General features: G+C 75.1%; 7 protein-coding genes. All 7 read left to right on the plus strand.

All coding sequences use genetic code 11. From position 1 onward, the window contains the following. The first annotated feature begins 55 nt into the window (after positions 1-55). The 7 genes from ACFC0Z_RS01185 to ACFC0Z_RS01215 all read left to right on the plus strand — a co-directional run bounded on the left by ACFC0Z_RS01185 (position 56) and on the right by ACFC0Z_RS01215 (position 23,647). Complete coding sequence (locus ACFC0Z_RS01185; RefSeq protein WP_376431424.1) at positions 56-4,579, plus strand: amino acid adenylation domain-containing protein; 4,524 nt, start codon at positions 56-58, stop codon at positions 4,577-4,579. Between the two features lie 87 nt (positions 4,580-4,666). Then, on the plus strand, positions 4,667-6,481 hold the full coding sequence (locus ACFC0Z_RS01190; RefSeq protein WP_376431426.1) for a non-ribosomal peptide synthetase: 1,815 nt from the start codon (positions 4,667-4,669) through the stop codon (positions 6,479-6,481). Next, positions 6,478-7,479, plus strand: coding sequence for a thioesterase domain-containing protein (locus ACFC0Z_RS01195; protein ID WP_376431428.1), 1,002 nt, complete (start codon positions 6,478-6,480; stop codon positions 7,477-7,479). Before ACFC0Z_RS01190 ends, ACFC0Z_RS01195 begins: the two co-directional genes overlap by 4 nt. A gap of 8 nt (positions 7,480-7,487) precedes the next feature. Beyond that, positions 7,488-8,696, plus strand: a complete 1,209-nt coding sequence (locus tag ACFC0Z_RS01200) for a cytochrome P450 (protein ID WP_376431430.1) — start codon at positions 7,488-7,490, stop codon at positions 8,694-8,696. 130 nt (positions 8,697-8,826) lie between these two features. Next, positions 8,827-9,039, plus strand: a complete 213-nt coding sequence (locus ACFC0Z_RS01205; RefSeq protein WP_376431432.1) for an MbtH family protein — start codon at positions 8,827-8,829, stop codon at positions 9,037-9,039. Between the two features lie 8 nt (positions 9,040-9,047). Next, positions 9,048-10,049, plus strand: a complete 1,002-nt coding sequence (locus ACFC0Z_RS01210) for a TauD/TfdA family dioxygenase (RefSeq protein ID WP_376431434.1) — start codon at positions 9,048-9,050, stop codon at positions 10,047-10,049. Between the two features lie 47 nt (positions 10,050-10,096). Then, positions 10,097-23,647, plus strand: a complete 13,551-nt coding sequence (locus ACFC0Z_RS01215; RefSeq protein ID WP_376431436.1) for an amino acid adenylation domain-containing protein — start codon at positions 10,097-10,099, stop codon at positions 23,645-23,647.

A 23,647-nucleotide genomic window follows, 5' to 3' on the forward strand; every position in this document is an offset into this window, starting at 1 on the left:
CCGTCCCCTGGACCCCCCGCCCACCCGTACGCCCCTCCGTGAAGGGAACGAGGCCGTGAGCCCGTCCGTCGACCCGTCCGCCGACCCGACCGCCCCGCAGGAGGGCGGGAGCGTCCTCCGCACGGCTCCCGCCTCCGGCCTCCAGCGCGGACTGTGGTTCCTCGACCGCTGGGACCCGCAGGCCACCACGTACACCACCCCGTGGACGTACGACGTCACCGGACCGCTCGACCTCGACCTGCTCCAGCGCGCCCTGGACGGCGTCGTCGCCCGGCACGAGGCGCTGCGCACCACCTTCGCGCTCCACCCCGACGGGCCGCGCCAGTACGTCCACGACGCCCTCGCCGTGCCGCTCGCGGTCACCGACCTCCGCGCACTGCCCGACGCCCGGCGGGCCGACCGCGCCGAGGAGCTGATCGCCGAGCGGTCCGCCGTCCCCTTCGACCTGAGCACGGGGCCGCTGCTCCGCGCCGAGGCGATCCGCGTCGCCGACGATCTCACCACCCTGCTGTTCGTCGTCCACCACATCGTCTGGGACGGCTGGTCCGCCGAGATCTTCGAGCGCGAACTCACCGAGATCTACGGCTCCTTGACCGAGGGCCGGGACGCCGTCCTGCCGGTGCTCACCACCCAGTACGCCGACTGGGCCGAGGAGGAGCAGCAGACCTCCTACGAGGAGCACCTCGCCCACTGGAAGCGGAGCCTCGACGGCGTCCCCGCCCTGCTCGAACTGCCCGGCGACCGGCCGAGGCCGGCCGAGCGCAGCCAGCGCGGCGCCACCGAGCCCTTCTTCCTCGCCCCGGGCACCGCCGCCCGGGTGCGGGAGCTCGCCGAGCAGGAGGGCGTCACCCCCTTCACCGTCCAGCTCGCCGCCTTCGCCCTGCTCATGGGGCGCTGGACCGGAGCGGACGACCTGGTGATCGGCACCCCCGTCACCACCCGCAACCGCCCCGAAGTGGCCGACCTGCTCGGCTACTTCGTGAACCTCCTGCCGATCCGCGTGCGACTCGCGCCCCGCGACACCTTCCGGCGGCTCCTCGTCGACCTCCAGGACGGCGTCTTCGACGCCTTCGGCTATCTCGACGTCCCCTTCGACCAGGTCGTGGACCTGCTCGGCACCACCCGCACCCCGCAGCACCCGCCGCTCGTCCAGGTCGTGTTCGGCGCCCACGCCGAGGACCGGACACCGCTCGCCCTCGGCGGCGCGACCGCCGAGCGGAGGGTCCGCTCCAACGGGACCAGCAAGTTCGACCTGACCTGGTCGGTCTTCGAGTCGACGGACGGCTCCGAGGGCAAGGGCGGCCTGTCACGCGGCGAAGCCGAGTACAGCACCGACCTCTTCGACGCCGGGACCGTCCGCCGGCTCGCCGCCGACTACGCCGAGCTGCTCGACGCGGCCCTCGCCGACCCCGACGCCACCGTCCTCCGCCTCACCTCGGACGGCGGTACGCACCGGCCGGCCCGGCTCGACCCCGGAACGTGCCTCCACCACCTCTTCGAGCGGACCGTCGACGCCCACGGCGACCGGCCGGCCGTCGCCGACGAGGACGGCACGCTCACCTACGCCGAACTCGACGCCCGCGCCAACCGGTTGGCCCGGGCGCTGATCGCCCGCGGGGTCCGCCCCGGCGACCGCGTCGGCCTCCTGCTCGAACGCACCGCCGCCGTACCGGCGTCGATCCTCGCCGTCCTCAAGGCGGGCGCCGCGTACGTCCCCGTCGACCTCGCCGCACCCGCCGACCGCGCCGCCCTCGTCTTCGGCGACACCGCCGTCACCCTCGTCCTCACCGACCGCCCCGACCGCGCCCCCGAGGGCCCCTGGGCAACCCTCGACCTCGCCGCCGGAGCCGAGGAGATCGACGCCCACCCGGCCACCCGCCCGCCCGCCGTCGGCCGCCCCGGAGACATCGCCTACCTCATCTTCACCTCGGGCTCCACCGGCCGCCCCAAGGGCGTCGCCGTCGCCCACGAGCACGTCAGCCGCCTCCTCGACTCCGGCAGGGACCACTTCGGCTTCGGCCCGGACACCGCCTGGACCCTGTTCCACAGCTACGCCTTCGACTGGACGGTCTGGGAGCTCTGGGGCGCGCTGCTCCACGGCGGCCGGCTCGTCGTCGTCCCGTACCTGACCAGCCGCTCGCCCGACGAGTTCGCCGGCCTGCTCGACCAGGATCGGATCACCCACCTCTGCCTCACCCCCTCCGCCCTGCGCCAGCTCGAACCGGCGCTCCGCCGCCACCCGCGCGCCCTGCCCGCCCTGCGCTGGATCATGCTCGGCGGCGAGGCGCTCGACCCCGGCGTCGTCCAGCGCTGGCACGAGCTCGACCCGCTGCCGCCCGCCCGCCTCTGCAACCTCTACGGCATCACCGAGACCACCGTCCACGTCACGATCCACGACGTCGCCGCGGGCGGCGCGGGCTTCGAACGCAGCCTCGTCGGCGAGGCCATGCCGCACCTCACCGCCCTCGTCCTCGACGACTGGCTGCGGCCCAGCCCGCCCGGCGTCCCCGGTGAGCTGTACATCGGCGGCGGCAGCCTCGCCCACGGCTACTGGGGCCGCCCCGGCCTCACCGCCGGACGCTTCGTCGCCGACCCGTACGGGCCGCCCGGCGCCCGCCTCTACCGCACCGGCGACGTCGCCAAGCGGCTCCCCGGCGGCGGCCTGGAGTACGTCGGCCGCGCCGACTTCCAGGTCAAGCTGCGCGGCTTCCGGATCGAGCTCGGCGAGATCGAGAACGCCGTCGCCGCCCACCCCGAGATCGACGCCTGCGTCGTCACCGTGCACGACGACCGGCTCGCCGCCTACGTCACCGGACGCGCCCCCGCCGAACCCGCCGACCTGCGGGCCTTCCTCGGACTCACGCTCCCCGAGTACATGATCCCGGCCACCGTCACCGTCCTCGACGCCCTGCCCCTCACCGTCAACGGCAAGGTCGACCGGGCCGCGCTGCCCGCCCCCGACCGGGCCACGCCGACCCTGGGCGCCGGACGGCACGTGGAGCCCCGTACACCGGAGGAGGAGCTGTTCGCCGCCGTCTGGACCGACGTCCTCGGCATCGCCGACATCGGCGTCCACGACGACTTCTTCCACCTCGGCGGCGACTCCATCCGCGCCGTCCAGCTCGCCGGAGCCCTCCACGACCGCGGCTGGCAGGTCGCCCTCCGTGACGTCTTCAACGCCCCGACCGTCGCCGAACTCCTGCCCCTGGCACGGCCCGTGGAGGCCGACCCGACGGCCGACCAGCCCTTCGCCCTCGTCGACGAGGACGACCGGGCCGACCTGCCCGCCGGCATCGTCGACGCCTACCCGATGGTGTCCATGCAGCTCTCCATGGTCTTCCACATGGAGGTCGCCGGCGGCACCGACAGCTACCACAACGTCAACTCGTACCGGATCAGCGGCGATCTCGACGAGACCGCGCTCCGCCGCTCCGTCGAGGAGGCCATGGCCCGGCACGCCGTCCTGCGCACCGGACTCGACCTCTCCGGCTACGGCGAACCCCTCCAGCTCGTCCACGGCACGCTGCCCGCGCCCGTCGAGTTCGCGGACCTGCGCGAGAGGGACGAGGCCGAACAGGACGCCGCCGTACGGGAGGTGTTCGCGCACCACCGCGACCACCCCTTCGACCTCGCCGCCCCGCCGCTCTTCCGGATCACCGTGCAGCGGCTCGCCGCCGACGCCTTCCAGCTCACCATCTCCGAGCACCACGCCATCCTCGACGGCTGGAGCTTCACCTCCCTGCTCACCGAGATCCTCGAACGGCACAGCGCGCTCGCCGCCGACCCGGGCTCCGCGCCCACCCCGCCGCCCCGCACCGCCTTCCGCGACTTCGTCGCCGTGGAACGCGCCGCCGCGACGGACCGCGAGTCCCTGGCGTACTGGCACGAGCGGCTCGACGGCGCCACCGGGCAGCTCTGGCCCGGCAGCGAGGACGTCCACGACCTCCCGCGCACCGTCGAACGCGTCCTGCCCGACGCGCCCGACCAACTCCGCACGGTCGCCGACGCGTTGGGCGTACCGGTCAAGTCCGTAGCCCTCGCCGCCCACCTCCACGCCCTCGCCCGCATCACCGGACGCCGCCGGGTCACCACCGGCCTCGCCATGAACGGCCGCCTCGAACGGCTCGGCGGTACGGAGGTCTACGGGCTGTTCCTCAACACCGTGCCGCTCGTCGCCGAACCCGACGAGAACGACCTCAGCGCCCTGGTCCGGCACGTCCACCGCGAAGAGCTCGACATGATGCCGCACCGGCGCGTGCCCTTCGCCCGGCTCGCCCGGATGATGGCCGACACCGCCCTCGACAGCCAGTTCGGCTACCTGCGGTTCCACGCGCTCGGCCGGCTCAGCGCCGCCCGCATCGAGGACGGCCGCATCGGCACCGAACCGACCTACCGCCACGAGCCCAACAGCTTCACCTTCGGCGCCTCCCTCATCCAGGACCCCGTCTCGCAGCGCGTCCTCCTCGCGGTCGACCACCAGCGGGCGCTGGTCGACGACGCGACGGCGGAGGAGTTCATCGACACGTACGCGGGAGCGCTGGCGCGGCTCGCGGAGGAGGTGGCCGGCAGCACCTCCTGAGACGGCCCGCACCGCACGCCCCGCACGCGCACCGCACGCCCCGCACGCGCACCGCCCCTTCACCTTCCTCCGAGGAGCACCCGAGACATGACCACCTTCGCCGAGCCGTCGTCGACCACCGCCGACGCCCTCCCCTCCACCGACCTGCTCTCCCGGCTGCGCGCCGCCACCGCCGCCCACCCCGCCCGGCCCGCCGTGCACGGCGTCGACGGCAGCCTCGACTTCGCCGCCCTCGACCGGCGCACCGACGCCCTGGCCCGCGCCCTGCGGGCGGCCGGGGTGCGGCGCGGCGACCGCGTCGGCGTCCACCTCGCCCGTACCGCCGACCTGCCCGTCGCCCTCCTCGCCGCGTGGCGGGCCGGGGCCGCGTACGTCCCGCTCGACCCGGCCTACCCGGCCGAGCGGATCGCCTTCATGGCGGCCGACGCGGGCCTCGCGGCCGTGGTGAGCGCGGACGCCGAGCCGCCGGTCCCGGCCGGAGTGCCGGTGGTCCGCCCGGACGCGGCCGCCGAGGGCCCGGCCACGGCCTTCGCCCCCCACCCCCTCGACTCCGCCTACGTCATCTACACCTCCGGCTCCACCGGCCGCCCCAAGGGCGTCGAGGTGTCCCACGGGGCCGTCGCCGACCTCGTCGACGCGCTCGAACTCAGCGGCGCGTACCGGCCGGAGCCCGGCGTCGTCGCCTGGAACGCCAGCGTCTCCTTCGACGCCTCCGTCCAGCAGTGGGTCCGGATCTGCCGGGGCGACACCCTCGTCGTCATCGACGACGAGCGGCGCGCCGACCCCGCGCGCCTCGCCCGGCTCCTCGCCGAGCACGAGGTGACCGACCTCGACCTCACCCCCTCGCACTGGCGCCTGCTGCGCGAGCCGCTCGCGGGCACCCGCGTCCCCCGCCTGTTCATGGGCGGCGAGCCCGTCCCCGTACGGACGTGGAACGAGCTCGCCGAGGGAGGCGTCGACGCGCTCAACCTGTACGGCCCCACGGAGTGCACCGTCGACGCCATCACGGCCCCGATCGCCGGCCCCGGCCCGCACCTCGGCGAACCCCTGCCGGGCGTCCGCGCCTACCTGCTCGACGCGCGGCTCGCCCCCGTCACGGAGGCCGGCGCGGTCGGCGAGCTGTACCTCGCGGGGCCGGGGCTCGCCCACGGCTACGCCGGGAACGCCGGACTGACGGCGGGCCGCTTCGTCGCGGACCCGTTCGCGACGGAGCCCGGCGCGCGGATGTACCGCACCGGTGACCAGGCACGACGGTCCGCCGAGGGCCTCCTGGAGTACGTGGGCAGGGTGGACCGCCAGGTCAAGCTGCGCGGCTTCCGGATCGAGCTGGGCGAGGTCGAGCACGCGCTCGGCGCGCTGACGGGGGTGAGCGGCGCGGCGGTCACGCTGTACGAGGCGGCGCCGGGCGACCCCCGTCTGGCCGGGTACGTGACGGGCGCGGGCATCACGTCCGGAGACCTCCTCGCCGCACTGCGCCGCACGCTCCCGGCGCACCTGGTCCCCAACAGCGTCACCGTCCTGGACGCGCTCCCGCTCACGCCGAACGGCAAGGTCGACCACGCGGCCCTGCCGAAGCCGGCGGCGGAGCCGGAGGCACCCGCGGCCGGGGGAGGTGTGGCCGGGGGAGGAGTGGAGGAGCAGGTCGCGGACGTCTGGCGGAAGGTGCTCGGCGTCGACCGCGTCGAACCCACCGACGACTTCCTCTCGCTCGGCGGCCACTCGCTCGCCGCCCTCCGCGTCGTCCACATGCTCCGCCGCAAGCTCGACGTCGAACTCCAGCTCCGCCACCTCCTGGACGCGACCGACCTCGCCGACTTCACCGCCGCCGTCCGCCGCGCCGCCTCGGCCGGCCCGGCCAAGGCCCGCCCCACCCTGACGGCCCGCCGCGAGGCCGTCCGATGACGACCGCACTGAGCCGCTGGACGGCGCAGAACGGCCGCCGCGCGACCGCCACGCCGCCCACGACGGCCCCCGTACCGACCCCGTCCTCGGAGCCCGCGCCGGTCCGCGAGGCTGCGGCGCCTGCGCCGGTCCGCGAGGCCGTGGCGCCTGCGGCGGTCCGCGAGGCCGTGGCGTCTGCGGCGGTCCGCGAGGCCGTGGCGTCTGCGCCGCTCCGCCAGGCCGTGGCGCCCGCGCCGGTCCGGGCCACCCGCCCCCGCGTCGAAGGCGACTGGCTGCTCGTGCCCGCGCCGCAGGCGCACCGGCCCTACCGGCTCTTCTGCTTCCCGCACGCCGGTGGCGACGCCACCGCCTACACCCCGCTCGCCCGCGCCCTCGCGCCCGCCGCCGAGGTCTGGGCGCTGCGGCCGCCAGCCCGGGGCGGCAGGGGGCGGCACCCCATGCCAGCCGACTTCGACCGGCTCGTCGCCGCCGTCGTCGAGGCGATCACCCCGCACCTCACCGGCGCCGCCGACGGACGCTTCGGCTTCTACGGGCAGAGCTTCGGCGCCCTCCTCGCGTACGAGGTCGCCCGCGCCCTCCCCGCCGACCGCCGTCCCGAGCTCGTCGTCACCGTCGGCGCGCCCTCCCCGGGCGAGTGGAGCGGGCGGCGCACCAAGGACCTGGACGCCGCCGAGCTCCTCCGGCTCACCGGGCTCGACGAGCTCGTCCTCGCCGACCCCGAGCTGACCGAGCGCGCCCTCGCGGCCATCCGCGTCGACCTCGCCGTCAGCGGGACGTACCGGCACCGCCCGCACGCCCCCCTCGGCTCCCGCCTCTTCGCCCTGGCCGGTGCCGAGGACCCGATGCTCGCCACCGGCGGGCTCACCGGCTGGGCCGCCCACACCCGCGGCGCCTTCGGACACCGTGTCGTCCCCGGCGGGCACCTGCTCGCGACCGTCGACCGGCCCGGGCCGGTCGAGCTGCTCACCTCCCTCATCCGTACCCGCGTCGCTTCCTAGGAGTTCCCGTGCTGACCGCTTCCGCCGCCCCCACCGCCCCCACCACCTCCGTCGACCTCACCGATCCGTCCCTCTGGGCCCGCCCGGACACCCCCGCCCTCGTCGACGAGCTCCGCCGCGAGGCCTCCGTCCACCTCACCGACACCGTCGACGACGGTCCCGTCTGGTCCGTGCTCCGCTACAAGGAGTCGGCCGACGTGCTGCGCAACGCGGCCGTCTTCAGCTCCGAGTCCGGCTCCCTCCTCGGGGCCGGCGAGGGGAACGTGCCCGTCGGCTCCGGCCGCATGATGGCCCTCACCGACCCGCCCCGCCACCGCGAACTCCGCGCCCCAGCCAACCCGTTCTTCTCCAAGAACGGGGTCAAGGGCGCCGCCCGCTCCATCTCCGAGCGCGCCGGCGAGCTCTTCGACCGCGCCCTCGAACAGGGGACCGTCGACCTCGTCGACGTCGTCTCCGCGCTCCCGCTCGCCGTCATGTGCGACCTCCTCGACGTCCCCGAGGCGGACCGCGAGATGGTCGTCCGCGTCTGCGACGTCGCCTTCCTGGGCCGTACGCCGGAGGAACGGCGTGCCGGGCACCAGCAGTTGATCCCCTACCTGCTCCACCAGGTGATGCTGCGCCGCTCGGACCCGCGCGACGACCTGATCTCGATGATGGCCACGTACAAGATCAACGGACGCTACATGCCGATCGAGGACGTCGTCCTCAACCTCGACAACATCGTCGTCGGCGGCGTCCAGACCGTCCGCCACACCGCCGCCATGGGCCTCCACACGCTCGTGCAGCGCCCCGACCTGTGGCAGAAGCTCCAGCGGGGCGAGGTCGGCATGGACTCCGCCGTGGACGAGCTGCTCCGCTGGTCCTCCGTCGGCCTCCACACCCTCCGCACCGCCAGCCGCGACATCGAGCTCGGCGGACGCCAGATCCGCCGCGGCGACCGCGTCGCCGTCTGGGTCTGGTCCGCCAACCGCGACCCCGAGGCCTTCGACCGGCCCGAGGAGATCCTGCTCGACCGCTCGCCCAACAAGCACCTCGCCCTCGGCCTCGGCGCCCACTACTGCATCGGCGCCCCCCTGGCGAAGGCCGAGCTCAGCGCCCTGTACACGGCCGCCCTGGAGAAGGCCGCCGTCATCGAACCGGCCGGCCCCGTCCAGTACAACCGCTCCATCATCAACTTCGGCCTCGACCACTTCCCGGTCCACATCACCCCCCGCTGACCGGCGGAGCGGCGGGGAGGACAACTGCCGCTCTCCTGCCTGAGCTTGTGCCGCTCGGGCCCGCGCACCGCCCCTACCTTCGAATCACACCCGAGAGCGCCTCCCGCTCTCCACCGTCTCGGAGGTCACCATGAGCAACCCGTTCGAGGACGACAGCGCCGGCTACCTGGTCCTGGCCAACGACGAGAACCAGCACTCGCTCTGGCCGGTCTGGATCGACGTCCCCGCCGGCTGGGCCACCGTCCACGGCGAGGCCACCCGTCAGGAGTGCCTCGACTGGATCGAGGCCAACTGGACCGACATCCGCCCGGCGAGCCTGCTCGCCACCCTCGACCAGCGGTGAGCGCCGCCATGCCGACCTGGGAACTGAACCCCGGCCGCCCGGCCCTCACCCACGTGCCGCCCACCGCCGACCTCGCCGAGGCGTGCGCGTGGCTGCGCGAGAACGAGGCCGCGCTGACCGCCGCCCTGCACGAGCACGGCACGATCTTCCTGCGGGGCCTGCCGGTGGCGCGCACCGAGGACGTCGCCGCCGTCCGCGACATCCTGATCCCCGAGCCCACCCCGTACCGGGAGAAGGCCACCCCCCGCAGCGACTACGGCAACGGCGTCTTCTCCTCCACGGACCTGCCGCCGGCCCAGTCGATCCGGATGCACAACGAGAACAGCTACACCCTGACCTTCCCCGGCAGGCTCCTCTTCGCCTGCCTCACCGCTCCCGAAGCGGGCGGTGCCACCCCGACCGCCGACGTCCGCAAGGTCCTCGCCGGTCTCCCCGCCCACCTCGCGGAGCGGGGCCGCACCACCGGCTGGACGCTCACCCGGAACTACTCGGACTACATCTCGCTCGGCTGGCGGACCGCCTTCGCCACCGAGGACCGCGCCGACGTCGAGGCGTACTGCCGGGAGAACGGCATCACCTGGGAGTGGCAGCCGGACGGCAACCTCCGGACCAGCCAGCTCCGTTCGGCGACCATCCACCACCCCGAGACGGGTGAGGAGGTCTGGTTCAACCACCTCGCGTTCTGGAACGAATGGTCCCTCGACCCGGACATCCGGGAGGCCATGGCCGACGAGTTCGGCCCGGACGGATTCCCGTTCAACACGGGCTTCGGTGACGGCGAACCGCTGTCACGGGAGGACGTGGACGCCCTCAACGCCGCCTACGAGGCCGCCACGGTCCGCGAGACCTGGCAGGTCGGCGACGTCATGCTGGTCGACAACGTGCTCTGCGCGCACGGCCGCGACCCGTTCCGCGGAGACCGGAGCATCGCCGTCGCGATGGGCCGCCCCGTGGAACTCCCGGACTGCCGGCCCACGGTGCAACCCACCGTCGCCGCCGTCCCCGCCTGAGGAAATCCGACCACCGTCCACGCCGTGACGTGAGCAGAGGAAGCACCGTGATCCCGGTTTCGTACGCACAACAGCGTCTCTGGCTGATCGACCAGATCGAAGGGCCGTCCGCGCTCTACAACCTGCCCTTCGCGGTCCGCCTGCGCGGCTCGCTCGACCTCGCGGCGCTGCGTGCCGCGACGGCCGACCTGGTCGCCCGGCACGAGGCCTTGCGCACGGTGTTCCCGGTGTCCGGGGGTGTACCGGTGCAGCACATCCTGCCGTCGGCGGAGGCGGAGTTCGCCTTCGACGCGGTGGAATGCGCACCGGACGACTATCCGGCGCTACGGGACAGCGCCGCGGCGCACGTCTTCGACCTGGGGGTCGAACTGCCCCTCAGGGTCACGGTCTTCTCGCTCACTCCCGGCGCGGACGGTCGGGATTCCCAGGACTTCCAGGACTCCCCGGACTCCGAGCACGTCCTGCTCCTCGTCCTGCACCACATCGCCGGTGACGGCTGGTCCCTCGGCCCGCTCCTGCGCGATCTCACCACCGCCTACACCGCCCGCCTCGGCGGCGCCGCGCCCGACTGGGAGCCGCTCCCGGTCCAGTACGCCGACTACACGCTCTGGCAGCGCGAACTCCTCGGCGACGACACCGACCCCGACAGTGTGATGAGCCGTCAGGTCGGCTACTGGGGCGAGGTGCTGGCCGGACTCCCCGAAGAGCTGGAGCTGCCCGTGGACCGGCCCCGGCCGCCGGTCCCCACCGGTGCCGCTGACGCCGTCTCCTTCGCGTACGGCCCCGAGCTCCACGCCGCACTCGCGGAGCTCGCCCGCCGCCACCGCTCCACCCTGTTCTCCGTCCTCCAGGCCGGTCTGGCCGCCCTGTTCACCCGGCTCGGCGCCGGTACCGACATCCCGCTCGGCACGGGTGTCGCGGGCCGTTCCGACGAGGCGCTCAACGACCTGGTCGGCTTCTTCGTCAACACCCTCGTCCTGCGCACCGACACCTCGGGGGACCCGTCCTTCGCCGAGCTCCTCCGCCGGGTCCGCGAGGCCCAGCTCGACGCCTTCGCCCACCAGGACGTGCCCTTCGAGCGGCTCGTCGAGGAGGTCAACCCGGTCCGTGCCCTCGGCCGGCACCCCCTCTTCCAGACCCTCCTGGTTCTCCAGAACCACGAGGAGGGCGAGCTCGGTCTCCCCGGCCTGGCGGCCACCCCCGAGGAACTCGGCCTGCGGGTGGCCAAGTTCGACCTCAACATCGGCATCACCGAACGCCACACGGCCGACGGAGCCCCCGACGGCCTCACCGGCTCCGTCGAGTACGCCGCCGACCTCTACGACCGCGCCACCGTCGCCACCCTCTTCGACCGCCTCGGCCGTCTGCTCGCCGCCGCCGTCGCCGACCCCGAGGCCCCCATCGGCGCCCTCGGCATCCTCGCCCCCGAGGAGCGCGAGCTCCTGGACGGCGAGTGGAACGCGACCGCGTCCCCCGTCCCGTACGGCTCGCTGCCCGAGCTCTTCGAGGCCCAGGCCGCCCGTACGCCGGACGCGACCGCCCTCGCCCACGACGACGGCGCCGGGACCGGGAACGGGACCGGGACGAGCACCGGCCCGGGTGCCGTCACCTACGCCGAGCTCGACGCCCGCGCCAACCGCCTCGCCCACCACCTCATCGCCTCCGGCGTCCGCCCCGAGTCGCCGGTCGCCCTCCTCATGGAGCGCTCGGTCGACCTGGTCGTCGCGACCCTCGCCGTCCTCAAGGCCGGCGGCTGCTACGTACCGATGCACGCGAGCCTGCCGCCGGAGCGGATGACCGCGCTGCTCGCCGACACCGGCGCCCCCGTCCTCGTCACCGACCGCGCCGAACCGGGCTTCGCGCACGAGGCCGTCGTGGTCCGCCCCGGTGACGAGCACGGAGCGGAGGCGACCGCCCCCGGCGTCCCCGTCCACCCCGACGCGCTCGCCTACGTCATGTTCACCTCCGGCTCCACCGGAACCCCCAAGGGCGTCGCCGTCCGCCACCGCGACGTCGTCGACCTCGCCGCCGACCGCCGCTGGCGCGACGGCCGCCACGAGCGGATCCTGCTCCACTCGCCGCACGCCTTCGACGCGGCCACCTACGAGCTCTGGACCCCGCTCCTCTCCGGCGGCACCGTCGTCGTGGCCCCGCCCGGCGGCCTCGACGCCGACACCCTGGGCGCCGTCGTCACCCGCCACCGGGTCAGCGCCGTCTTCCTCACCAAGGCCCTCTTCGACCTGGTCGCCGAGCAGGCCCCGGAGACCTTCCGCGCGCTGCGGACCGTCTGCACCGGCGGCGAGGCCGCCTCCGGCACCCTGATGCGCCGCGTCCTCGACCGCTGCCCCGACCTGCTCCTCGCCCACGTGTACGGGCCGACGGAGGCCACCACCTTCGCCACCCACCACCCGCTCACCCCCGCCGACCTGGCGGGCCCGCGCCCGCCGATCGGCGGCCCGCTCGACAACATGCGGGCCCACGTCCTCGACGCCCGCCTGCGGCCCGTCCCGCCCGGCGTCCCCGGCGAGCTGTACGTGGCGGGGGCCGGGCTCGCCCGCGGCTACTGGCGCCGCCCCGCGCTGACCGCCGAGCGGTTCGTCGCCGACCCGTTCACGCCGGGGGAGCGGATGTACCGCACCGGCGACCTCGTCCGCCGCCGCGCCGACGGCGCCGTCGAGTTCCTCGGCCGGGTCGACGGCCAGGTCAAGCTGCGCGGCTTCCGCATCGAGCTCGGCGAGATCGAGGCCGTCCTCTCCCGGCACCCCGCCGTCCGCCAGGTCATCGTCGTCCCGCGCGAGGACCGCCCCGGCGACACCCGCCTCGTCGCCTACTGCGCCGTCCCGGAAGCGGCCCTGGAGTCCGCCGCCGACGCGGCCGGACTCGGCGCCGAGATCAAGCGGTCCGCCGCCGAGACCCTCCCCGGCTACATGGTCCCCTCCGCCGTGGTCGTCCTCCCCGCCCTGCCGCTCAACGCCAACGGCAAGATCGACCGGCGCGCCCTGCCCGCCCCCGAGCTCGGCACCGACGCCGAGGGCCGCGCCCCGCGCGACGAGCGCGAGCGGGCCCTCTGTGACCTCTTCGGCGAGATCCTCGGCATCGAGGACATCACCATCGACGACGACTTCTTCGAGCTCGGCGGCCACTCCCTGCTCGCCACCCGGCTCGTCGGCCGGGCGCGCGCCGAACTCGGCGCCGAACTCGCCATCGGCGACCTCTTCCAGGCCCCGACCGTCGCCGCCCTCGCCGAACGGCTCGCCACCGAGCCGGCCCGCCCCGCGCTCCGCCCCGAGCCCCGGCCTGAGCGGCTGCCGCTCTCGTTCGCCCAGCGCCGCCTGTGGTTCCTCGGTCAGACCGAGGGCCCCTCGGCCACGTACAACGTCACCCTCGCCCTCCGGCTCGCCGGACCGCTCGACGTCCGGGCCCTGGAGGAGGCGCTCGGCGACGTCGTCGCCCGCCACGAATCGCTCCGTACCGTCTTCGGGGAGCACGACGGCGTCCCGTACCAGCGGATCCTGGCCGCGCCCCCGGCCCCGCTGCTCACCGTGACCGAGCGTCCCGCGCAGGAGCTCGTCGGCCACACCTTCGACCTCGCCGTCGACGTGCCGATCCACGCCTATCTGCGCTCCGAGACGCCCGAGGAGCACGTCCTCCTCCTGGTCATGCACCACAGCGCCAGCGACGGCTGGTCGCTCCGGCCGCTCTTCCGCGACCTCGCCGCCGCCTACACCGCCCGCCTCGGCGGCGAGGCTCCCGCCGTGGAGCCGCTGCCCGTCCAGTACGCCGACTTCACCCTCTGGCAGCGCCGCCTCCTCGGCGACGACGCCGACCCCCAGTCCCCGATCAGCCGCCAACTCGGCCACTGGCGCCAGGCCTTGGCCGGCATACCCGACGAACTCCCGCTGCCCCTCGACCGCCCGCGGCCCGCCGTCGCGAGCCACCGCGGCGACGTCGTCCCGCTGGAGCTCGACGCCGAACTCCACGCCAGGCTCTCCGGGTTGGCCTCGGCCAACGGCGTCACCCTCTTCATGGTCCTCCAGGCCGCCTACGCCACCCTGCTGCACCGCTTCGGGGCTGGCGACGACCTGCCCATCGGCACCCCGCTCGCCGGGCGCCTCGACCCGTCCCTCGACGAGCTCGTCGGCTTCTTCGCCAGCACCCTCGTGCTCCGCACCGACCTCACCGGCCGGCCGACCTTCGCCGAGCTGCTCGCCCGGGTCAGGGAGGCCGACCTCGCGGCCTACGCCCACCAGGACGTCCCCTTCGAGCGGCTCGTCGAGGAGCTGAACCCGGCGCGCACGCTGTCCCGGCACCCGCTCTTCCAGGTGATGATCGCCTTCGACAACACGGCGGGCGGCGGACCCGAGTTCCCCGGCACCCGCACCTCCTACGAGCCCCTCGGCCTGCCCACCACGGCCTTCGACCTCACCCTCAACCTCTCCGAGCGCCACCACGCCGACGGCACCCCGGCCGGCCTCGACGGCGGCCTGGAGTTCGCCACCGACCTCTTCGACCGCGCCACCGCCGAACGCCTCGCCGACGCCCTGCGGCGCCTGCTCGCCCAGGCCGCCGACGACCCGCACCGCCCGGTCGGCGAGCTCGACGTCCTCGGCGACTCCGGCCGCGCCGCCCTGGCCGCCTGGCACGACACGGCCCTCCCCGGCGCCGACGCGCTCGTCACGGACGCCTTCGCCGCCCAGGCCGCCGCCACCCCCGACGCGACCGCGCTCGTCCTCGGCGCGTCCCGGCTGACGTACGCGGAGCTCGACGCCCGCGCCAACCGCCTGGCCCAGGGCCTCGCCGCCGCCGGTGTCGGCCCGGAGGACCTCGTCGGCCTCGCCCTCCCGCGCTCCCTGGACGCGCTCGTCGCCGTCCTCGCGGTCCTCAAGGCGGGTGCGGCGTTCCTGCCGCTGGACGCCGAGTACCCGAGGGACCGGATCGCCCACATGCTGGCCGACGCCCGCCCGGCGGTCGTCCTGACCGGCGAGGGCTGGCCGCTCCCGGACGTCCTCGACGGACTCGCGGTCCTCGACGCGGGCGAGGAGACCTGGGCGGGACAGCCGGCCGAGGCTCCCGTCGTACGGCTCCGGCCGGCGAACGCCGCGTACGTCATCTACACCTCGGGCTCCACCGGCCGCCCCAAGGGCGTCGTCGTCCGCCACGGCGGACTCGCCAACCTGCTCGCCTTCCACCGCACCGAGACGATCGCCGCCGTGCGGCAGGCGCACCCGGACCGCAGGTTCCGCTTCGTCCACACCGCGTCCCTGTCCTTCGACACGGCCCTCGAACCGCTGCTCTGGATGGTCGCGGGCCAGGAGCTCCACCTGCTCGACGACGACACGCGCCGCGACGCCGCCGCGATCGTGCGGTACGCCGAGAGCACCGGCGCCGACATCGTCAACGTCACCCCGGGCCAGGCCGAGCGCCTCGTCGAGGAGGGACTCCTCGACCGCTGCCCGCCCGCGCTGCTGCTCGTCGGCGGCGAGGCCTTCGGCCAGTCCCTCTGGACCGCGCTCTCCGCCGCCCCCGACACCCTCGTCATGAACATGTACGGCCCCACGGAGTGCACCGTCGACTCCCTGCACCACCTGCTCGGCGACGACGAACGTCCCCTCGTCGGCCGCCCGCTGCCGAACCTCCGCGCCCACGTCCTCGACGCCGCCCTGCGGCCCGTCCCGGCCGGCGTCCCCGGCGAGCTGTACCTCAGCGGCGCGAGCCTGGCCCGCGGCTACCTCGGCCGCCCGGCGCTCACCGCCGAACGCTTCGTCGCCGACCCGTTCGCCCCGGGCGAGCGGATGTACCGCACCGGCGACCTCGTGCGCCGCCGCCAGGACGGCCGGATCGCGTACCTGGGCCGTACGGACCACCAGGTCAAGGTGCGCGGCTTCCGGATCGAGCTCGGCGAGATCGAGGCCGTCCTCACCAGCCACCCGGACGTCCTCCAGGCCGCCGTCCTGCCGTACGGGTCCACGACCGCGACAGAGAGCGCGGGGGCCACCCGCCTCGCCGCCCACGTCGTCACCCGCGTCCCCGTCGACCCGGCCGAGCTGCGCGCCCACGTGGCCGCCGCCCTGCCCGACTACATGGTCCCCGCGGCCTTCGCCGCACTCGACGCCCTCCCGCTGGGCGTCAACGGCAAGCTCGACCGGGCCGCGCTGCCCGCCCCCGAGTTCGTCACGGCCGCCGGCGGCCGCGCCGCCCGCACGGCACCCGAGGAGATCCTCTGCGGCCTGTTCGGCGAGATCCTCGGTGTCGACGGCGTCACCGTCGACGACGACTTCTTCGCCCTCGGCGGCCACTCGCTCCTCGCCACCCGCCTCCTCAGCCGCGTCCGCGCCGTCCTCGGCGCCGAGCTCGGCATCCGGGACGTCTTCGAGGCGCCGACCGTCGCCGGTCTCGCCCAGCGCCTCGACGGCGCCGGTGCCCGCCTCGCCCTGACGGCCGGCCCGCGCCCCGAGCGCCTCCCGCTCTCCTCCGCCCAGCGGCGCCTGTGGCTCATCGACCGGATGGAGGGACCGAGCGCCCTCTACAACATGCCGCTCGCCCTCCGCCTCACCGGCCCGCTCGACCCCGAGGCCCTGACCCTCGCCCTCGGCGACCTGGCCGGACGCCACGAGAGCCTGCGGACCGTCATCGCCGAACGCGACGGCGAGCCCCACCAGGTCGTCCTCGCGCCCGCCGACGCCCCGCTGCCCGTCGAGGCACGCGACTGCGCGCCCGAAGCCGTCGACGCCGAGATCGACCGGGCCGCCCGCCGCCCCTTCGACCTCGCCGCCGAACCGCCCGTGCGGGTCACCCTGCTCCGTACCGCCCCCGAGGAGCACGTCCTCGTCGTCGCGCTGCACCACATCGTCGGCGACGGCTGGTCCATGGGACCCCTCCTGCGCGACCTCGCCGCCGCCTACGGCGCCCGCCGGGAGGGCGCGGAGCCCGCCTGGCAGCCGCTGCCCGTCCAGTACGCGGACTACGCCCTCTGGCAGCGCGAGCTGCTCGGCGACGAGACCGACCCCGAGAGCCTCGTCTCGCGTCAGCTCGCCTACTGGCGGGAGAACCTGTCCGACCTCCCGGAGGAGCTCGCGCTCCCCGTCGACCGGCCGCGCGGCACCCGCGCCGACCACCGGGGCGACCGCGTCGCCCTGACCGTCGACGCCGAACTGCACCAGGCGCTCGTCGAGTTGAGCCGTGAGCGCCGGGTCACGATGTTCATGACCTTCCAGGCCGCCCTGGCCGCGCTGCTCACGCGGCTCGGCGCCGGGACCGACGTGCCGATCGGCTCGGTGGTCGCGGGCCGTTCGGACGAGGCCCTGGACGACCTGGTCGGCTTCTTCGTCAACACCCTCGTCCTGCGCACCGACACCTCGGGCAACCCGACCTTCGCCGAACTCCTCGGCCGTGTACGGGAGACGGGCCTCGGCGCCTACGCCCACCAGGACGTGCCCTTCGAGCGGCTCGTCGAGGAGCTCAACCCGACCCGCTCCCTCGCCCGCCACCCGCTCTTTCAGGTGGCGATGGTCCTCCAGTCCAACGACGGATCCGACCTCACCCTCTCCGGGCTGCGGGCCGAGTCCCTGGCGGCGGACACCGGGGTCGCCAAGTTCGACCTCAACATGACCCTGGAGGAGTTCCACGGCCCCGACGGCTCGCCCGCCGGCCTGGACTGCGCCGTCGACTTCGCCACCGACCTCTTCGACCGCGAGACCGTCGAGGCCCTCGCCGCCCGCTTCGGCCTGCTCCTCGCGGCCATGACGGCCCGGCCGGAGCAGCGCATCGGCGAGGTCGACCTGCTCGCCGAACAGGAGCGCGCCGCGCTCCACGGCACCTACCGGCCGCTCCCCGCCGAACTGCCCCTCATCCCGGACGCGTTCGCCGCCCAGGTCGCCGCGACCCCCGACCTGACCGCCCTGGTCTTCGAGGGCACGAGGCTGTCGTACGCCGAACTCGACGCCCGCGCCAACCGCCTCGCCCACGGACTGCGGGCCGCCGGGATCGGATCCGAGGACGTCGTCGCCCTCGCCCTGCCCCGTTCGGCCGAGACCGTCGTCTCCCAGCTCGCGGTCCTCAAGGCGGGTGCGGCGTTCCTGCCGCTGGACGCCGAGTACCCGAGGGACCGGATCGCCCACATGCTCGCCGACGCCCGCCCGGCGGCCGTCCTCACCGGGGACGGCTGGCCCCTCCCGGACGTCCTCGAAGGACTCAGGATCCTGGACGCCGAGGAGGAGACCTGGTCCGGCCGTTCGGCCGAGGCTCCCGTCGTACGGCTCCGGCCGGCGAACGCCGCGTACGTCATCTACACCTCCGGCTCCACCGGCCGCCCCAAGGGCGTCGTCGTCAGCCACGGCTCGATCGCCGGCCTCCTCGCCGTCCACCGGGCCGAGACCTTCGCCGAACCCGTCCGCGCCCACGGACGGCTGCGCGCCGCCCTCACCGCCTCGCTCTGCTTCGACGCCTCCTGGAACAGCCTCCTGTGGATGGTCGCCGGGCACGAACTGCACCTCATCGGCGACGACTTGCGCCGCGAGCCCGCCGCCCTCGTCCGGCACGTCCGCGAGAACGGCATCCAGGCGCTCCAGTTCACCCCGACCTACGCCGAACAGCTCATCGCCGAAGGCCTCCTCGACGACCCGGCACCCCGCGTCGTCCTCCTCGGCGGCGAGGCCGTCGGCCAGGCCCTGTGGACCCGGCTCCGCGAGGCCCCGGGCACCACGGGCCACAACCTCTACGGCCCCACCGAGTGCACCGTCGACACCCTGCTCCAGGCGTACGGCGAGACCGAGCGCCCCACCATGGGCCACACCGTCCTCGGCACCCGCGCCCACGTCCTCGACGAACACCTCAACCCCGTGCCCGCCGGAGTCCCCGGCGAGCTCTACCTCTCCGGCGACAGCCTCGCCCGCGGCTACCTCGGCCGCCCGGCGCTCACCGCCGAACGCTTCGTCGCCGACCCCTTCACCCCGGGCGAGCGGACGTACCGCACCGGCGACCTCGTCCGCCGCACCCGCGACGGCCGGATCGACTACCTGGGCCGCACCGACCACCAGGTGAAGATCCGCGGCTTCCGCATCGAGCCCGGCGAGATCGAGCAGGTCCTCGCCCGGCACCCGGCCGTCCGCCAGGCCGTCGTCACCCCGCACGAGGGCGCCGAGGGCGACCTCCGGCTCGTCGCCCACTGCGCGGTCACGGCGCCGAGCCCCGAACTCGCCGTCGAACTCCGCGGGTTCGTCGCGGGCGAGCTCCCCGCCTACATGGTCCCCGCCGCGATCGTCACCCTCGACGCGCTGCCCCTCACCGGCAGCGGCAAGGTCGACCGGCGCGCCCTCCCCGCCCCCGACTACCGGATCTTCTCCGGAGGCCGCGCCGCCCGCACCGCCCGCGAGGAACTGCTCTGCGGCCTGTTCGGCGAGGTCCTCGGCGTCCAGGGCCCGGTGGCCGTCGACGACGACTTCTTCGCCCTCGGCGGGCACTCGCTCCTCGCCATGAAACTCCTCAGCCGGATCCGCGCGGTCTTCGCGACCGAGCTCGGCGTCCGGGACGTCTTCGAGGCGCCGACCGTCGCCGGTCTCGCCCAGCGCCTCGACGCCGACGGCCGGGGCACCCGGCCCGCCCTCACCGCCGGCGCACGCCCGGACCCGCTCCCGCTCTCGTACGCCCAGCGGCGCCTGTGGCTGATCGACCGCATGGAGGGCCCCAGCTCCCTCTACAACCTGCCGCTCGCCCTCCGGCTCACCGGCCCGCTCGACCCGGACGCCCTGGAACTCGCCCTCGGCGACCTCGTGGCCCGCCACGAGAGCCTGCGCACGCTCCTCACCGAACAGGACGGCGAACCCCGCCAGCGCATCCTCCCGCCCGCCGAGGCGCGCGTCCCCTTCGACCGGCGCACCACCGCGCCCGCCGACCCGGCCGCCGCCCTCGTCGCCTGCACCGCCCTCCCCTTCGACCTCGCCACCGAACTCCCCGTCCGCGCCCACCTCTTCCCGGCCGGCGAGGACGAACACCTCCTCGTCCTCGTCCTGCACCACATCGCCGGCGACGGCCTGTCCATGGACCCGCTCCTGCGCGACCTGGGCGCCGCCTACGGTGCCCGCCGGGAGGGCGCGGAGCCCGCGTGGCAGCCGCTGCCCGTCCAGTACGCGGACTACGCCCTCTGGCAGCGCGAGCTGCTCGGCGACGAGACCGACCCGGACAGCCTGGCCGCCGCCCAACTCGCCTACTGGCGCGGCGCCCTCGCCGGACTCCCGGAGGAGATCCCACTCCCCGTGGACCGCCCGCGCCGCGCCGACAGCAGCCACCGGGGCGACCGCGTGGTCGTCCAGCTCGGCGGAGAACTGCACGCCTCACTCGTCGAGTTGAGCCGTGCGCACCGGGTCACGATGTTCATGACCTTCCAGGCCGCCCTGGCCGCGCTCCTCACGCGGCTCGGCGCCGGGACCGACGTGCCCATCGGCTCGGTGGTCGCGGGCCGTTCGGACGAGGCCCTGGACGACCTGGTCGGCTTCTTCGTCAACACCCTCGTCCTGCGCACCGACACCTCGGGCAACCCGGCCTTCGCCGACCTCCTCGCCCGCGTCCGGGAGACCCAGCTCGACGCCCACGCCCACCAGGACATCCCCTTCGAGCGGCTCGTCGAGGAGCTCAACCCGACTCGTTCCCTCGCCCGCCACCCGCTCTTCCAGGTCATGCTGCTCCTCCAGGGGCAGAGCGGCACCGGTGACGACCCGCTCGACCTGGCCGGTCTCCCGGCCGCCGTCGAGACCGTCGGCGGGCACGTCGCCAAGTTCGACCTCTCCGTCGCGCTCGGTGAGTCCTTCGACGCCGACGGGATGCCCGCCGGACTCGAATGCGCCGTCGACTTCGCCACCGACCTCTTCGACCGGGAGACCGTCGAAGCCCTCGCGGACCGGTTCGGACGCCTCCTCGCCGAGGTCGCGGCCCGTCCCGAACTCCCCATCGGGCAGGCCGACATCATGGGGGAGGAGGAGCGTGCCGCGCTCCTCGCGCCGCAGGACGCCGACGCACCCGCGGACATCCCCCTGCTGCCCGCCGTGTTCGCGGCGCAGGCGGCCCGTACCCCGGAGGCGACCGCCCTGGTCGCCGGGGAGACCCGGCTCACCTGGGCCGAGCTGGACGCCCGGGCCGACGAGCTCGCCGGCCGTCTCACGGCCGCCGGGGCCGGACCAGACGCGGTCGTCGCCCTCGCCCTGCCCCGCTCGGCGGAGACCGTCGTCGCCCTGCTCGCCGTCCTCAAGTCGGGCGCCGCCTCGCTCCCGCTGGACGCCGAGTACCCGGCGGACCGCACCGCCGCCATGCTGGCGGACGCCGCCCCCGCCCTGGTCGTCACCGGCGACGGCTGGCCCCTGCCGGAACTCCTCGCGGACCTCCCCGTCCTCACGGCGGAACCGAGAGGGGCGGGCACCCCGGCCGCCACCCCGCCACCCCGCGCCGCCGCCACCCCGCCGCCCCGCGCCGCGGCCGCCGAGGACGCCGCGTACGTCATCTACACCTCGGGCTCCACCGGCCGTCCCAAGGGCGTCGTCGTCAACCACGGCTCGATCGCCGCGCTGCTGGCCTCGCACCGCGCGCCCACCGGCCCGATCGGCGCGACCGAAGACGCGCACGGCCGGCAGCGCGTGGCCCTCACCGCCTCGCTCTGCTTCGACGCCTCCTGGGACGGCCTGCTCTGGCTCGCCGCCGGACACGAACTGCACCTCATCGGCGACGAGGTGCGGCGCGACGCCGCCGCGCTCGTCCGCCACGTCCGCGACCGGTCCCTCGACGTCCTGGAGGTCACCCCCTCCTACGCCGAACAGCTCATCGACGAGGGCCTGTTGGCGGAGCCCGCGCCCCGCGTGGTGCTGCTCGGCGGCGAAGCGGTCGGACCCGCCCTGTGGACCCGGCTCCGGGAAGCCCCGGACACGACGGCACACAACCTGTACGGGCCCACCGAATCCACCGTCGACGCGCTCACCCAGACCTTCGCCGCCACCGGCCGCCCGGCCCTCGGCCGCACGGTCCTCGGCACCCGCGCGTACGTCCTGGACGAGCACCTGAACCCGGTCCCCGCCGGAGTCCCCGGCGAGCTGTACCTCGCCGGCGCCGGCCTCGCCCGCGGCTACCTCGGCCGCCCGGCCCTCACCGCCGAGCGCTTCGTCGCCTGCCCGTTCGCGCCGGGGGAACGGATGTACCGCACCGGCGACCTGGTCCGCCGCACCCGGGAAGGACACCTGGAGTACCTGGGCCGTACGGACCACCAGGTCAAGATCCGCGGCTTCCGGATCGAGCTCGGCGAGATCGAGCACGTCCTGACCCGGCACCCGGCCGTCCTCGCGGCCACCGTGTCGGTCCACGAGGACGGCACCGCGGGACCCCGCCTCGTCGCGCACGTGGCGACCGGCGGGCCGGTGCCGCCGGAGTTCGCGGCCGACCTGCGCGCCTTCGCCGCCGAGTCGCTCCCCGGCTACATGCTCCCGGCCGCCGTCGTCCCGCTCGACGCGCTGCCCCTCACCCCCAGCGGCAAGGTAGACCGCCGCGCCCTGCCCGCCCCCGACTTCACCGCCTCGACCGCCGGCCGGGCACCCCGGACGGCGTACGAGGAACTGCTCTGCGGCCTCTACGCCGAGGTCCTCGGCCTGCCGGGGCCGGTCTCCGCCGACGACGGCTTCTTCGACCTGGGCGGCCACTCGCTCCTCGCGATGAAGCTCCTCGGCCGGCTCCGCACCGCCCTCGGCGTCGACCTCGGCATGCGGGCGCTCTTCGAGGCCCCCACCCCGGCCGCCCTCGCCCGGAGACTGGATCCGACGGCCTCCGCGACCGCGACCGTGTCCGCTACCGCGTCCGCGACCGCCGGTGGAGCCCTCGACGTCCTGCTCCCGCTGCGCGCCGACGGCACCAAGCCCCCGCTCTTCTGCGTCCACCCCGCCGCCGGCATCAGCTGGGTCTACAGCGGCCTGCTGCGCCACCTCGACCCCGAGCGGCCCGTGTACGGCCTCCAGGCCCGCGGGCTCCAGGGAGGGGCGCCGGCCTCGGTCGCCGAGATCGCCGAGGACTACGTACGGCAGATCCGCGCGGTCCAGCCGGACGGCCCGTACCACCTGCTCGGCTGGTCCTTCGGCGGCGTCGTCGCCCAGGCCATGGCCGTGTCCCTGCAGGCGGAAGGGGAGGAGGTCGCGCTGCTCGCCCTCCTCGACGGCCTCCCCGCCGACCCGGGGCGGTACGCCACCGCCGAGGCCCCGCACGGATCCTCCGGCGACGACCCGGTGGACACCCTCGCCGAGCTGCTCGCCTCCCTCGGCTACGACCCCGCCGACGGACGTGGCGAGGCGGACCTCCGGGCCCTCCTCGGAGAGGCCGCCGAGGTGCTGCCCGAGGTCTTCGACCGCCACCGCAAGCTGATGGCCGAGCACGTCCCCGGCCGCTACCGGGGCGAGGCCGTCTTCTTCGGCGCGACCCTCGACAAGCCCGCCGACTGGCCCTACGCGGCGGCCTGGGGCCCGTACGTCGACGGCCGGGTCGAGGAGCACCGCATCACCTGCACGCACGGCGCCATGACGCGGCCGGAGCCCCTCGCGCGGATCGCCTCCGTGCTGGCCGAGAAGCTGGGAGAGTGA

Source organism: Streptomyces sp. NPDC056144, from assembly GCF_042264145.1.
In the GTDB taxonomy this organism is placed as follows: Bacteria; Actinomycetota; Actinomycetes; order Streptomycetales; family Streptomycetaceae; genus Streptomyces.

Excerpts from the sequence above, each read along its gene's own strand:
- ACFC0Z_RS01190 (WP_376431426.1), top strand. The coding sequence starts at position 4,667 with ATGACCACCTTCGCCGAGCCGTCGTCGACCACCGCCGACGCCCTCCCC.
- ACFC0Z_RS01195 (WP_376431428.1), top strand. The coding sequence starts at position 6,478 with ATGACGACCGCACTGAGCCGCTGGACGGCGCAGAACGGCCGCCGCGCG.
- ACFC0Z_RS01205 (WP_376431432.1), top strand. The coding sequence starts at position 8,827 with ATGAGCAACCCGTTCGAGGACGACAGCGCCGGCTACCTGGTCCTGGCC.
- ACFC0Z_RS01210 (WP_376431434.1), top strand. The coding sequence starts at position 9,048 with ATGCCGACCTGGGAACTGAACCCCGGCCGCCCGGCCCTCACCCACGTG.